Source organism: Streptomyces sp. NPDC091280, assembly GCF_044768565.1.
In the GTDB taxonomy this organism is placed as follows: domain Bacteria; phylum Actinomycetota; class Actinomycetes; order Streptomycetales; family Streptomycetaceae; genus Streptomyces.
Genome location: NZ_JBIVUZ010000004.1, coordinates 102706 through 115647 on the forward strand (window position 1 = coordinate 102706; position 12942 = coordinate 115647).

Here is a 12942-nt window from a genome sequence, read left to right on the forward strand (position 1 = left end):
ACGAGCGGCCCAATGTTCGGTATAACGAACGTAGTTCGGTAAACCGATCAGAAGGTAAGGAGGGGGCGTCTGCGCGTCAATCACACGGCCGTGCTTGGCCGGATCTCACCGTTCACGTAGGCGTCTGCTGGGTGCCCCCTGTGTGGATCGGCAGTTCCGCCCGCGCCCGCGCCGCCGCCCCCACCGCCACCGCGTCACCGCCCAGCCGGGCCGGCAGCACCCGCACCGGACGACCGCTCACCGGCGGCTCCAGCGCCAGCGTCTCCCGCACGGCCGACCCGATCAGCTCCCACGACCGGCTGACGCCCCCGCCGATCACACATGTCGTGACATCCAGCAGCCCGGCCGTGATCAGCAGCGCACGGGCCACCCCGCGGCCCGCCTCCCGGTACACCGCGAGCGCGTCCGGGTCGCCCTCGCGGGCCGCCTCGGCGACCGCGCGGGCGCTGCGGTCCGCCCCCGTCCGCTCCCCGTACCGGGCCGCGATCGACCGCCCCGACGCCAGCGTCTCCAGATGCCCGCGTCCGCCGCAGGTGCACGGCAGTTCACCGAACCCCGGCACATGCCCGATCTCGCCCGCGGCCCCGCGCGGCCCGTCGTAAAGGGCGCCATTCAGCCACAACGCGCCGCCCACCCCGGTGCCGAGCGTCATCCCGAGGACGTGCTCCGCACCCGCGACGGCCCCCTTCGCGACCTCCCCGCGCAGAAACGCGTTGACGTCGTTGTCGAGGAACGCCGGTACCTCCAGGGCCCGTTCGATCGCGGCCGTCACCTCGAACCCGGCCCAGTCGCGGAACGAGTCGCTCGCCACCAGGATCCGCCCGGCCCGCGCGTCCACCAGCCCGGCCGCCCCGACCCCGACCCCGAGCAGCCGGGCGGGCGTACGGTCCAGCAGCAGCCGTAGCGCGCGGAGGGCGGCGGCGAGCATCGCGGCCCCGCCCTCGCTCGCCGGGGTCGGCACCTCCGCCCGGTCCAGGACGTCGAGCCGGTCCGCGCACAGCACGACCTGCGTGGTGGTCCCGCCGATGTCGACGCCGGCCACCACCTCGGGGGCCCCGCTCACCCGACGGCCTCCGTCCCCGACGCCGACCGGCGTGCTCTGCGCTCCCGTTGGAGCACCGGATCGGGCACGGGCACGGCGTCGACGAGCCGACGCGTGTACGCGCTCCGCGGATGCAGCAGGGTGCTCATGGTCGCTCCCTGTTCCTCGACCCGCCCGCCCCGCATGACCACGACCCGGCCCGCGAATCGCTGCACCACGGCGAGGTCGTGCGACACGAAGAGACACCCGAAGCCCAGTTCCGCCTGCAACTCGGCGATCACCTCCAGCACGGTCCGCTGCACACTCACGTCCAGCGCGCTCGTCGGCTCGTCCGCGACCAGCAGCCGCGGCGCGAGCACCAGCGCCCGCGCGAGACTCACCCGCTGCCGCTGCCCACCGGACAGCTCACGTGGCCCGCGCCGCGCCAACTCCGCCGGCAGCCGCACCAGTTCGAGCACTTCGGCGACCCGTTCGCGCCGCTGTGCGGCCCCCGTGCCGGGCCGGTGCACGCGCAGCGGCTCGGCCACGCACTCCGCGACGCTCATCCGCGCGTCCAGCGAGGCCACCGGATCCTGGAGCACCACACCGACCCCGGCCAGCAGCGCCCGCCGGGCCCGTCCGCGCGCCGCGCGCAGATCGGTCCCGAAGAGCGAGACGTCCCCGGAGTCCGGTGCGACCAGCCCCAGGGCCACCCGCGCGGCGGTCGACTTCCCGGACCCGGACTCACCGACGAGCCCCACGGTCTCCCCGGCCCGCACGGTCAGCGACACGTCGTCCAGCGCCCGCACGGCCCGCGGCCCGCGCCCGAACCGCACCCCCACACCCCGGAGTTCGACCACCGGCGCCCCCTCGACGGGCGCTTCGCGCACGGCGTCCGCCGGTTCGGCCACCGCGAGCCGGGGCACGGCCGCCAGCAGCCTTCGGGTGTACGCGTGCGTGGGCCGCGACAGCACGTCCGCCACCGTCCCGGTCTCCACGATCTCCCCGTCCAGCATCACGGCGACCCGGTCGGCGAAGTCGGCGACGACCCCCATGTTGTGCGTGACCAGCAGCACGCCGGTGCCCGCGTCGACGGTCAACGCCCGCAGCAGATCCAGGATCTCGGCCTGCACGGTGACATCGAGCGCGGTGGTCGGCTCGTCCGCGACGAGCAGCCCCGGCGAGTTGGCGATGGCCATGGCGATCACCACCCGCTGCCGCTGTCCGCCGGACAACTGGAACGGGAACGCGGAGGCCCGCCGTTCGGGGTCGGGAATCCCGACCCTGCGCAGCAACTCGACGGCCTCGGCCGCCGCCTCCCGCCGCGACACGTCCCGATGATTGCGGACGACTTCCGCGATCTGCCCGCCGATCCGGGTCAGCGGATCGAGCGCGGTGGCGGGCTCCTGGAAGACCATCGAGGCGATACGGCCCCGCAGCCGCGCGAGTTCGCCCTCACCGGCCCCGACCACGTTCGTACCGCCGACCGAAACTCCCCCGGACGCACGGGCGTTGCCCGGCAGCAGCCCGAGGGCGGCGAGCGCCACGGTCGACTTGCCCGACCCGGACTCACCGACCAGGGCGAGCGTCTCGCCGGGCGCGACCCGCAACGAGACCCCGCGCACGGCGGGCACGTCACCGCCCTCCGTGGCGAAGGTGACGCCCAGGTCGTCCATCTCCAGGATGTCGTTCATCCGCGTCCCCTCACGTCGAAGGCGTCCCGCAGCCCGTCACCGATCGCGTTGAACGCGCACACGACGAGGATGATCGCGAGGCCCGGCGGCACGATCAGCCACCAGCGCCCCGAGTAGGCGGCCGTCAGCCCGGCCGAGAGCATGCCGCCCCAGTCGGTGGCCGGCGGCTGGACCCCCAGCCCCAGATAGGACACATAGGCCACGAGCAGAATCGCGTCGGCGACCTGGAACGTGGCCGCGACGACGATCGTCGACACCGAGTTGGGCAGGATGTGCCGGACGATGGCCCGCCCGTGCGTACCGCCGATGGCCCGCAGGGTCAGCACGTAGTCGCGCCGCTTCAGGGTCAGCGTCTCCGCCCGCACGAGCCGCGAGGGCACCAGCCAGGACACCAGCCCCAGGATGACGATCAGCCCCAACACACCGGGTGTGGTGATCGCGGAGACGACCAACAGGATGAACAGCGCGGGGATCGCGATCCCGGCGTCCACGACCCGCATCATGACGGCGTCGACCCACCCGCCGGCATACCCGGCGACGGACCCCCAGAGCGTCCCGATGACGGTGGCGAGCACGCCGGCCGCGAGCCCGACGAGCAACGACACCTTCCCGCCGTACATCAGCCGCCCGAGTTCGTCGTGCCCGACGGCGTCCGTGCCGAGCCAATGGGAGCCGCTGGGGCGGAGGTTGACCTGTGTGAGGTCGGTGTGGGTCTGGTCGGTGGAGTGGAGCAGGGGGCCGAGGAAGCAGAACAGGAAGAAGAGGACGACCACTGCGAGTCCGGCGACGGCGAGCCTGTTGCGGGCGAAGCGCGCTCTCAGGGGCGCGGTACTCTGCGCACTCACGCCGGACCCCCCTTCACCCGGGGATCCACGACCCGCTGCACGACATCCGCGAGCAGCGTCCCCACCACGGTCGCGACGGAGATCACGAGCACGCACCCGAGCAGCACCGGATAGTCGGACGACTGCGCCGCACTCCAGAACAACAGCCCCATCCCCGGGTAGTTGAAGAGCTGCTCGACGACCAGCGCGCCCCCGAACAGCACCGGCACGTAGTACCCGAGCATCGCGATCACCGGAGTCAGCGAGTTCCGGAATACATGCCGGAAGAGGATCGCCGTCTGCCGCGAACCGCCCGCGCGGGCGGTCCGCACATAGTCCTCGGAGAGGTTCTCCAGGGTCGCGGCCCGCATGTACCGGCTGAACACGGCCACCATCGAGGCCGCCCCGGTCACCACCGGCAGCACCAACGCCACCGGATCCGCGAGGACCTGCCCCACCGTGTCCCCCTGCGGCGCCTGCGACGGGAACCAGCGCACGGCCTGCGTGAAGACCATCACCAGGACAAGTCCCAGGAAGTACACGGGAGTCGAGTACGCCACGAAGCTCAGCGCGGTGATGACGTAGTCGGCCGGCCGGTTGCGCCGCACGGCCTGCCACATGCCCAGCGGAAGAGCCAGCAGCAGCCCGACCACCGCCGACAGCACGGTCAGCACCAGTGTCTTCGGCAGCCGTTGCGCGATGAGCTGGGACACGGCCTCGTTGAGGGTGTACGACGTGCCGAGGTCGCCGTGCAGCAACTGCCGCAGGTAGTACAGGTACTGCACGGGCAGCGGCCGGTCGAGCCCCTGGTCGTGGTTGAAGAGCGTGATCTGCTGGGGCGTGGCCTGCGGGCCGAGGATCCCGCGCGCGGGACCCCCGGGCAGCGCGTGCAGCAGACCGAAGACCACGACCGTCACGATGAGGACGACGACCAGCGCCTGGGCGGTCCGCCGGGTCAGATACAGGAGGGTGTCCATGCCTCAGCCGGTCCACTTCCACTGTGCCGGGTGGAAGTTGGCGAGCGGGTCCTGGGAGAACCCGCCGAGGCCGTTCTTGACGACGGAGATCTGGTAGTCGGGCTCCGGCAGCCAGATCACCGGCAGATCCTTCGCGAGGGCCGCGCTGTAGTCCTGGACCGCCTGCGTCGAACTGGACGTCGTGGAAAGGGAGATGAGCTTGTCGACGGCGGTGTTGGAGTAGTCGCCGAAGTTCGCGCCGCCCTTCGTCTGGAAGAGCGAGTCGCCCGTCGGGAAGGCCGGGAAGTACCAGCTGCCCGCCGTACCGAAGTAGGACAGCTGCCACGAGCAGATGGACTGCGTGGACGTGCACTGCGGGGTCTGCGAGAGCACGGAGTTGACGGGCGCTGTCTTGATGGAGAACGCGATGCCGGTCTTCGCCAGCGAGGACTGGATCGCGCTCATCATGTTGTCGGTCACCGTCGAACCGGACTGCGACAGCACCCGCATCCGGAACTCCGTCCCCTTGGCGACCCCCGCACCGCACTGCGCGGCACCGGTGCCCGGACTCGTGCAGGTCATGACCCCGCCCTGCTCGGTCCAACCGTGGCTGGTGAGCAGGGACTTGGCGGCCGAGGTCGAGAACGGATACGGGTTGCTCCGCTGCGTGGCCGACAGGAACGACGAGGTCTGCGCCTGCGGGACGGGCCCGTACCCGGGTACCGCCGTCCCGTTGAAGATGACCTTCGACAGACCGGCCTGGTCGATGGACCGCTGCACGGCCTGCCGGGCGTAGAGCTGCTTGAACACGGCACCCATGGAAGGGTTGTTGAAGTTGTACGGCATGTAGGTGATCGCCCAGCCCGACCACGGCTTCACCGTGTAGCCCTGGGCGGTGAAGCTCGCCTTCTGGTCGAGGTCGGTCGCCTCGATGTAGCCGTAGTCGACGGACCCGGACCGCAGCGCGTTCTTCTCCGCGTCCGCCGTCGTGAAGGGGAGGAGGTTCACGGTGGGGATGCCGGGCTTCTCACCGCCGTCGTACTTCGCGTTGGCGGTCAGGACGACCTTGCCGGCCGTGGAGAAGGACTGCACGGCGTAGGGGCCGCTGATCGTCTTCCACAGGGCGTTCGTGGCATAGCCGTTGATGTTCTTCGCCGCGCTGTTGAGGTACGTCCAGTCCTTCTTGGCGTCCCCGGCCTTGTCCCACACGTGCTGGGGGAGCGGGGTGATGGAACTCAGCTCGTTGGCCAGCATCCACTGCGGGTTGTAGGCCTTGTCGAAGGTGATGGTGAAGTGCCGGGCGTCGACGGCCTTGAAGGACGTCCAGTTGTCCGGCGCCTTGCCCGGGTTGTAGCCCGCCCACTGCGCCTTGTTCGCCTTGATGAGGTCGAACCAGAACTTCACGTCGGCCGAGGTGATCGGCTTCCCGTCGCTCCAGTGCCGCTCGCCGAGGGTGATCGTGACGCTCTTGTTGTCGGCCGCGAAGTCCGCCGCGGTCGCCACCGAGCCCTTCTTGTTCCAGCCCATGGTCCCGGTCGAGCCGTCGTAGGCGATCAGCGGCTCCCACAGCGCGTTCGCGATGGAGATGTTGTTGGTGTTGAGGTGGGCCGCGGTGCCGATCGGGAGGATCCAGTTCGGGGTGAAGTTCGCGGGCAGCGCGTAGTTGATCGCGTCGCGCGATCCGGCGGACGACGTACCGCTCGACCCGGAACAGCCCGCGAGCAGCAGCGAGGCCGTGGTCACGGAGGCACCGGCGAGGAGTCTCGTGCGGACAGGGGACATGGTTCTCCTCGGAAAAAGAGGGGCGGAGGCGGGAGTGAGGACAGTCAACGACCCGTGTGGGCGAAGAAACAGGCGTGCCGCTGTAAAAAGCCTGTTACTGCCGTTCTGGAAAAAGGGCACAAGGTGTGCGGGTGACTTACGCTCGTCGCCTCGATCGCCGATCCGGAAGTAACTTCCTTCATGCCTGAAAAAAGTGCCCAGCGCCGGAAGAGCACCTCGGGCGTCTCCTCACTGGCCGAGCACGTCCTCGAACTCCTCGCCTCCGGGCAGGCCGCCACCCGCACCGATCTCGCCGAACTCCTCGGCGCCGCGCCCTCGACGATCTCCCTGGCCGTGGGCCAGCTGGTCTCCCTGGGCCTGGTCGCCGAGCACGGCACGCGGTCCTCCACCGGCGGCCGGCCGCGCAAGGTGCTCCGGCTGGGCGGCAGCGACGGCTTCGCGGTCGCGGCCGAACTCGGCGGCAAGCACGCGCATGTGGGCGTTGTACTGCCCGGCGGCGGACTCACCGACGTCTCGACCGTCCCCTTCCCGACGGCCGACGGCCCCGAGGCCGCGCTGCCCGGTCTCGCCGAGACGCTCACCGCCCTCGCCGAACGACGCGGCCCGGAGCTGCTGCGCGGGGTCGGGCTCTCGCTGCCGGGCCCGGTCGACGTCGCGCGCGGTGTGGTGACCCTCCCGTCCCGGATGCCCGGCTGGAACCGCTTCCCGGTCCGGGCCTGGCTGGAGGACCGCTTCGGCGTCCCGGCGGCCATCGAGAACGACGCCAACTGCATGGCCGTGGGCGAGCACACCGTGCAGCCCGCCGAACGCCGCCAGTCGATCATGGTCAAGACGGGTACCGCGATCGGCGCGGGCGTCATCGCCGACGGCCGCCTCTACCGCGGCGGCACCGGCGCCGCGGGCGAGATCACCCACGTCCGGGTCGAGGCCGCCCACGACATCCCCTGCTCCTGCGGCAACACCGGCTGCCTCGAAACGGTCGCCTCCGGTGCCGCCCTCGTCCGCATCCTGCGCGGCCACGGCCTCGACGTGACCTCCACCGAGGACGTCGTACGGCTGGCCACGGACTCCCACCCCGAGGCCACCCGGGCGGTCCGCCAGGCCGGCCGCTACCTCGGCCAGGTCCTCGCCGCCAACGTCAACTTCTTCAACCCGGACGCCGTGTACCTGGGCGGCATCCTCTCCACCCTGGAGCCCTTCGTCGCGGCGGTCCGCAGCCAACTCTACGAAGGCTGCCACCCGTTGGTCACCGAGCACCTGGTGATCGAACGCGCCAGCCTCGGCGCGGACGCGGGGCTCGTGGGCGCGGGCCAGTTCGCCCTTCAGCGCGCTCTGGCGCAGGCCCTGCACACGGTCACCGGCACCCACCACTCCTGATTCCCGGAGGAGCCATGTCCCGTCCCGTCATCGCGATCGCAGGCCTCGGCATCGAGTCCTCGACCTTCTCCCCGGCCCGCACCGAAGCCCCCGCCTTCCACCCCCAGCGCGGCGCCGACGTGCTGACCCGCTACCCCTTCCTCGCCCCCGGCACCCCGCTGCGGGAAGCCGCCGACTGGCGCGGAGCCCTCGTCGGCAAGGCACTCCCCGGCGGCACGGTGACGGCCGCCGCCTTCACCGCCCTGTCCGACGAACTCATCGCCAGGCTCAGGGAGTTGGGACCCCTGGACGGCCTCTGGTACGACATCCACGGCGCGATGACGGTGGAGGGCGTCGACGACGCCGAGGCCCGGCTCCTCACCCGCGTCAGGGAGACCATCGGCCCGGACACCCTCGTGTCGGCCTCGATGGACCTGCACGGCAACGTCTCCCGCGCGCTGGTCCACGCCTGCGACCTGATCACCTGCTACCGCATGGCCCCGCACGAGGACGCCATGGACACCAAGGAACGCGCCGCCCGCAACCTCGTCGACCTCCTGGCGAGCGGCGCCCCGCGCCCGGTCAAGGCGTGGATCCCGGTCCCCGTGCTCCTCGCGGGCGAGCAGACCTCCACCCGTATCGAACCCGCGAAGAGCGTCTACGCCGCCGTGGCGGACGTGGAGGCGAGGGACGGCGTCACGGACGCGGCGATCTGGGTCGGCTACGCATGGGCCGACGAGCCCCGCAACCGGGCCGCGGTCGTCGTCACGGGACCCTCCACCGCCCAAGTCACCGCAGGAGCCGAACAGTTGGCGCGCGGCTTCTGGGCGGCCCGGCACGACTTCGCGTTCGTCGCCCCCACCGGCACCCTCACCGAGTGCCTCGACGAAGCACTCGCCTCCCCCGCCCGCCCGTACTTCATCAGCGACACCGGCGACAACCCGACCGCCGGCGGCGCGGGCGATGTCACCTGGGGCCTCCAACAGGTCCTGGCCCGACCGGAGTTCAAGGACGAGAACGGTCCCACGGTCATCTACGCCTCGCTGCCCGGACCGGCAGCCGTGGACACGGCCGCGGCGGCCGGTGTCGGCGCCACCGTCACCGTCACCGCCGGCGCGGAGGTCGACGACCGGCACGCGCCCCCGCTGACCCTCACCGGTGTCGTGCACGCGGTCCGCCACGGCGACCGGGACGCCGAGACCGAGGTGGTCCTCAGGGTCGGCAGCGTGTACGTGGTCCTGACCCGGCTGCGGAAGCCGTACCACCACGAACACGACTTCACCGAACTGGAGTTGGCACCGCGCGCGGCCGACATCGTGCTCGTCAAGATCGGCTACCTCGAACCGGAACTCTTCGCGATGGCCGCCGGCTGGAAGATGGCCCTCACCCCGGGCGGGGTCGACCAGGACCTGGTCCGGCTCGGTCATCACCGCATCCGGCGGCCGATGTTCCCCTTCGACCCCGACATGGCGGAGCCGGACCTCACGGCGCGGCTCGTCGGCGGCTGGGACCGGCCGCTCAGCGGGGCGGACGAGTGAGCCCGCCGCCCGCGCCGCCCTCGGCGGCTGCCTCGATCAACTGGTCCAGCAGCGCGATCAGTACGTTGCGGCACGAGTCGCGCTCCCGCGCGTCGCACAGCAGCACCCGCACGTCCTCCGGGAGCGCCAGCGCGTCGCGGACCGCCTCCGCCGGATACGGGTGCTCGCCGTAGAAGCCGTTCACGCCCACCACGAAGGGGATGCCCCGGCGTTCGAAGAAGTCGACGGCCGCGAAGCTGGACTTCGGGCGGCGGACGTCGATCAGGACCACCGCGCCCAGCGCGCCGAGCGCCAGGTCGTTCCACATGAACCAGAAACGCTGCTGGCCCGGGGTGCCGAACAGATAGAGCACCAGGTCCTGGCCGATGGTGATGCGGCCGAAGTCCAGGGCCACGGTGGTGGCCCGTTTCTCCTCGATGCCGTCGAGGTCGTCGACGGCCAGGCTCGCGGAGGTGAGCGGTTCCTCGGTGCGCAACGGCGCGATCTCGCTCACCGAACCGACCATGGTGGTCTTGCCGACGCCGAAGCCCCCCGCGATCAGGATCTTGACCGTCTCGGGCGGCGCGGGTGCCGGAGCGATGGTGTCAGAGCCGGCCAAGGCCCTCCCTCACTTTCTGCAGCAGGTCCATGTCCGGGCTGGTACGGGAGACCGGGTGCGGCGGACGGGCCGTGATCAGGCCCGCCTCCAGCAGGTCGCAGAGCATGATCACTACCACGCTCACCGGAAGGTCGACAAGGGCCGCGACCTCCGCCACCGCCAGCGGCTCCGCGCACAGCCGCAGGATGCGGGACTGCTCCGGCTGCGGCCGGGGCGCCCGCACGGGCGGCGGGTCGACCGCGGTGACCGTGGTGATGAGGGTGAAATCGGCGCGGCTGGGCCGGGTTCTGCCACCGGTCAGCGTGAACGGCCGGACCAGCCGTCCCGCCGCGTCGCCACCGCTCACCTCACTCGCCGGAGCCGGCCGCGGGGCCGACGCCCGCCCGCGGCGCGGCGCTGAGATGCTCGCCTATCTTCTTCACCAGCATGTTCATCTGGTAGGCCACGACGCCGACATCCGCGCCGGGACCGGTCAGCACCACCAGGTGGGCGCCGGGGCCCGCCGAGGTGAGGATCAGATAGCTGTTCGCCATCTCGATCAGCGCCTGGCGCACCGGTCCGCCCCGGAAGTCCATGCTGACGCCCTTGCTGAGGCTCATCAGCCCGGACGCGGTGGCCGCGAGCCGCTCGGCGTCGTCGCGCAGGAACCCGGTGGACTTGCTGACGACGAGGCCGTCCTCGGACAGCACGACGGCCTGGTTCACCTCGGCCACCCGGTCCACGAGTCCGGTGAGCAACTGGTCGAGTTGGGTGTGCGTGGCAGGCACGGGACGTGTCATGGCGTGGTCCTTCATGAGCGGTCGGCGGGCGGATTCGAGGAGGCGGCTGCTTCCTCCCGTTCGTACTGCGACGGCGCGTCGTCGTCGACGGAGTCTCGCGCCTGGAACGTGCCGCGCTGGAATCCGGCCAGCGAGGAGGCCGCACGTTCCGCGGTGAAGTCTTCCAGTTCCCCGTCCGCCTCGGCCGGTCCGGCCTCCTCCAGCAACTCACTGGCCAGACTGGTCTGCGGCACCCGCCGCGGCAACGGGGCGAGCCCGCCCGGATCGGCGGCGACCGGCGCCTCGGCGGACCGGGCCGGGGGAACGGCGGGCAGCGCCCGGGGCGCGGGAAGCGGTGCCCCGGCCGCCGGCCCGGCCGCGGCGGCCACCCGCTCCACCACGACGGCCTCGTCGGCGTCCTTCGCGGCGAGCGGCAGCGGCTCGTCCAGCGGCTCGGGTACGACGATCTCGTGCGGGATCAGCACGATCGCGGTCGTGCCGCCGTACGGCGAGGAGCGCAGGGTCACCGCGATACCGTGCCGGGTGGCGAGCCGGGCGATCACGAACATGCCCAGGCGCAGATCGTCGGCGAGGGCGACGACGTCGAACTTCGGTGCCACCGCGAGCTGTTCGTTGAGCGAGGCGTAGTCCTCGTCCGACATGCCCAGGCCGCGGTCCTCGACCTCGATCACCAGTCCCTTGGCGACCATCGCGGCCCGCACACCGACCGGGCTGGGCGCGGGGGAGTACACCGTCGCGTTGTCGATCAGCTCGGCCAGCAGGTGGATCACGTCGGCGACCGCGGGCGGCGCCAGGCACACCTCCTCCTCGGTGTGCACCTCCACCCGCTGGTACTCGGCGACCTCGCCCACGGCACTGCGCAGGATGTCGATCAGGGCGACCGGCTCGGTCCAGCTGCGCCGCGGCTGCTCGCCGCTGATGACCACGAGGTTCTCCTCGTAGCGGCGCAACTGGCTCGCCGTGGAGTCCAGTTCGTACAGACCGCGCAGCACCTCGGGGTCGTCGTGCCGGCGTTCCAGCTGGTCGAGCTTGGTGAGCTGGAGGTTGACCAGGTTCTGGCTCTGCCGGGCGATGCCGAGGATGACCTTCTGGAACCCCCGCCGGGTGTCGGCGAGTTCGATCGCGGTGTGCACGGCGGTGCGCTGCGCGGTGTTGAACGCCTGGGCCACCTGGCCGAGTTCGTCGCCGCCGTAGTCCAGCGGCGGGGTCGCCGACTCGACGTCGATCTTCTCGCCCCGGTTCAACCGGGCGACCACGTCCGGCAGCCGGTCCTCGGCCAGGCTCAGCGTGGCCATCCGCAGACCGCGCAGCCGCCGGGACAGCGAGCGGGTGATCCGCCAGGACATACCGACGCACAGCAGCAGCGCGGCGAGTCCGCCCGCGCTCAGCGAGGCCGCGGTGACGAGCAGGTTGTGCGCCTTGTCGGAGCTGCGGTCCAGCAGCCCGTCCGTCTGCTGCCTGATCAACTTCGTGTACTGGGTGGCGACTTCGGACAGCGCGGCGTTCCACTGCTTCTGCTCGTCGGGCAGCGCGATCCGGTCGGTGGTCCCGCCGTGCGCCGTACCCGCCGCGAGCACCCGGTCCTCCACGGACTCCAGGGTGCTCCACTGCGGGCTCTGCAGCACCTGCTCGATCTGTGTCTTGGCGCTGCCCTGGAACGCGGTGGCGATCTGGTCCTCGACCAACCAGCGCCGGGCGTGCACGAGTTCCGCGAACTGCTCCCACGCCTTGGCGTCGAACTGGCCGGACCGCCACGCCAGGGTCAGCTGCGCGTCCTCCTGGGAGACCAGCTCCGCCCCGTGCTCCAGCGCGACCAGCGGTTCCGCCTGCGAGGTGAGGTCGCCGTCGTCGACCTGGGACAGCTGCTGGAAGGCCTGGATCTGGTCGTCGATGATCTCGGTGTAGTGGTCCAGCACCTGCTGGGCGGTGATGTCGGTGAGCTTGTCCACTTGGTCCCGGTAGTACTCCAGGCTGCCCACCGAGGCGACGACCGAGTACATCCGGTCCTTGACGCGCATCGGCGCCTTCTTGATCGCCCCGGACTGGCCCACGAGTTGGGCCACCGCCTTGTCCGTGCTCACCCGCTGCGCGTCCAGCGCGGCGCGTGAACCGTGCGGCGAGGCCAGCCAGGCCGCCGACAGACTGCGCTCCTGCTGGAGCGCGAGCGCGGCCTCGGTGCCCATGGCGCCGGTCGATCTGCTCAGCTCCGACTGCGAGCGCAGCCGCAGCCCCTCGGTGAACATCTGGGTCGTGGTCACGCCCCACATGGCGGCGAGCGTGACGCTGGGCACCAGGGCGAGCAGGATCAGGGAAAGTCGTATGGACCCTACGCGGCGCCGGGCACCCGTCCGTGGAGACATCGTGGTCTTCCTCGCTACATCCTCGTACGAAGTG

11 protein-coding genes are annotated in these 12942 nt (G+C 71.3%); 2 read left to right on the plus strand and 9 right to left on the minus strand.

The window, feature by feature from the left end; all coding sequences use genetic code 11:
* Positions 1-112: 112 nt before the first annotated feature.
* From ACIQPR_RS13830 to ACIQPR_RS13850, 5 genes are read right to left on the minus strand one after another with little or no spacing between them, the layout of a single operon-like run.
* Complete coding sequence (locus ACIQPR_RS13830; protein ID WP_403646702.1) at positions 113-1063, minus strand: ROK family protein; 951 nt, start codon at positions 1061-1063, stop codon at positions 113-115.
* Positions 1060-2715, minus strand: a complete 1656-nt coding sequence (locus ACIQPR_RS13835; protein ID WP_403646704.1) for a dipeptide ABC transporter ATP-binding protein — start codon at positions 2713-2715, stop codon at positions 1060-1062. The genes ACIQPR_RS13830 and ACIQPR_RS13835 overlap by 4 nt, the downstream gene beginning before the upstream one ends.
* Positions 2712-3560 carry an ABC transporter permease gene (locus tag ACIQPR_RS13840; RefSeq protein ID WP_403646707.1) on the minus strand — a complete coding sequence of 283 codons (849 nt, stop codon included), beginning with the start codon at positions 3558-3560 and terminating at the stop codon, positions 2712-2714. The genes ACIQPR_RS13835 and ACIQPR_RS13840 overlap by 4 nt, the downstream gene beginning before the upstream one ends.
* Positions 3557-4516, minus strand: a complete 960-nt coding sequence (locus ACIQPR_RS13845; RefSeq protein WP_403646710.1) for an ABC transporter permease — start codon at positions 4514-4516, stop codon at positions 3557-3559. Before ACIQPR_RS13845 ends, ACIQPR_RS13840 begins: the two co-directional genes overlap by 4 nt.
* 3 nt (positions 4517-4519) lie before the next feature.
* Positions 4520-6277: a peptide ABC transporter substrate-binding protein gene (locus ACIQPR_RS13850; protein WP_403646713.1), complete on the minus strand. Its 1758-nt coding sequence runs from the start codon at positions 6275-6277 to the stop codon at positions 4520-4522.
* Positions 6278-6457: 180 nt separating this feature from the next.
* Here ACIQPR_RS13850 and ACIQPR_RS13855 point away from each other — a divergent pair, with 180 nt between their 5' ends.
* Positions 6458-7654, plus strand: a complete 1197-nt coding sequence (locus ACIQPR_RS13855) for an ROK family protein (RefSeq protein WP_403646715.1) — start codon at positions 6458-6460, stop codon at positions 7652-7654.
* Positions 7655-7668: 14 nt separating this feature from the next.
* On the plus strand, positions 7669-9171 hold the full coding sequence (locus ACIQPR_RS13860) for a M81 family metallopeptidase (protein ID WP_403646718.1): 1503 nt from the start codon (positions 7669-7671) through the stop codon (positions 9169-9171).
* On the opposite strand, the gene ACIQPR_RS13865 is transcribed toward ACIQPR_RS13860, so the two are convergent.
* The 4 genes from ACIQPR_RS13865 to ACIQPR_RS13880 are packed head-to-tail and all read right to left on the minus strand — an operon-like array spanning position 9152 to position 12908.
* Positions 9152-9769: a GTP-binding protein gene (locus tag ACIQPR_RS13865; RefSeq protein WP_403646721.1), complete on the minus strand. Its 618-nt coding sequence runs from the start codon at positions 9767-9769 to the stop codon at positions 9152-9154. The two genes, ACIQPR_RS13860 and ACIQPR_RS13865, sit on opposite strands and share 20 nt — an antisense overlap.
* Positions 9756-10115 (minus strand): DUF742 domain-containing protein, encoded by a 360-nt coding sequence (locus tag ACIQPR_RS13870; RefSeq protein ID WP_403646723.1) that lies wholly within the window; start codon positions 10113-10115, stop codon positions 9756-9758. The genes ACIQPR_RS13865 and ACIQPR_RS13870 overlap by 14 nt, the downstream gene beginning before the upstream one ends.
* Before the next feature lies 1 nt (position 10116).
* Complete coding sequence (locus ACIQPR_RS13875; protein ID WP_266773724.1) at positions 10117-10548, minus strand: roadblock/LC7 domain-containing protein; 432 nt, start codon at positions 10546-10548, stop codon at positions 10117-10119.
* Positions 10549-10559: 11 nt separating this feature from the next.
* On the minus strand, positions 10560-12908 hold the full coding sequence (locus ACIQPR_RS13880) for a nitrate- and nitrite sensing domain-containing protein (protein ID WP_403646726.1): 2349 nt from the start codon (positions 12906-12908) through the stop codon (positions 10560-10562).
* Between the last annotated feature and the right edge of the window lie 34 nt (positions 12909-12942).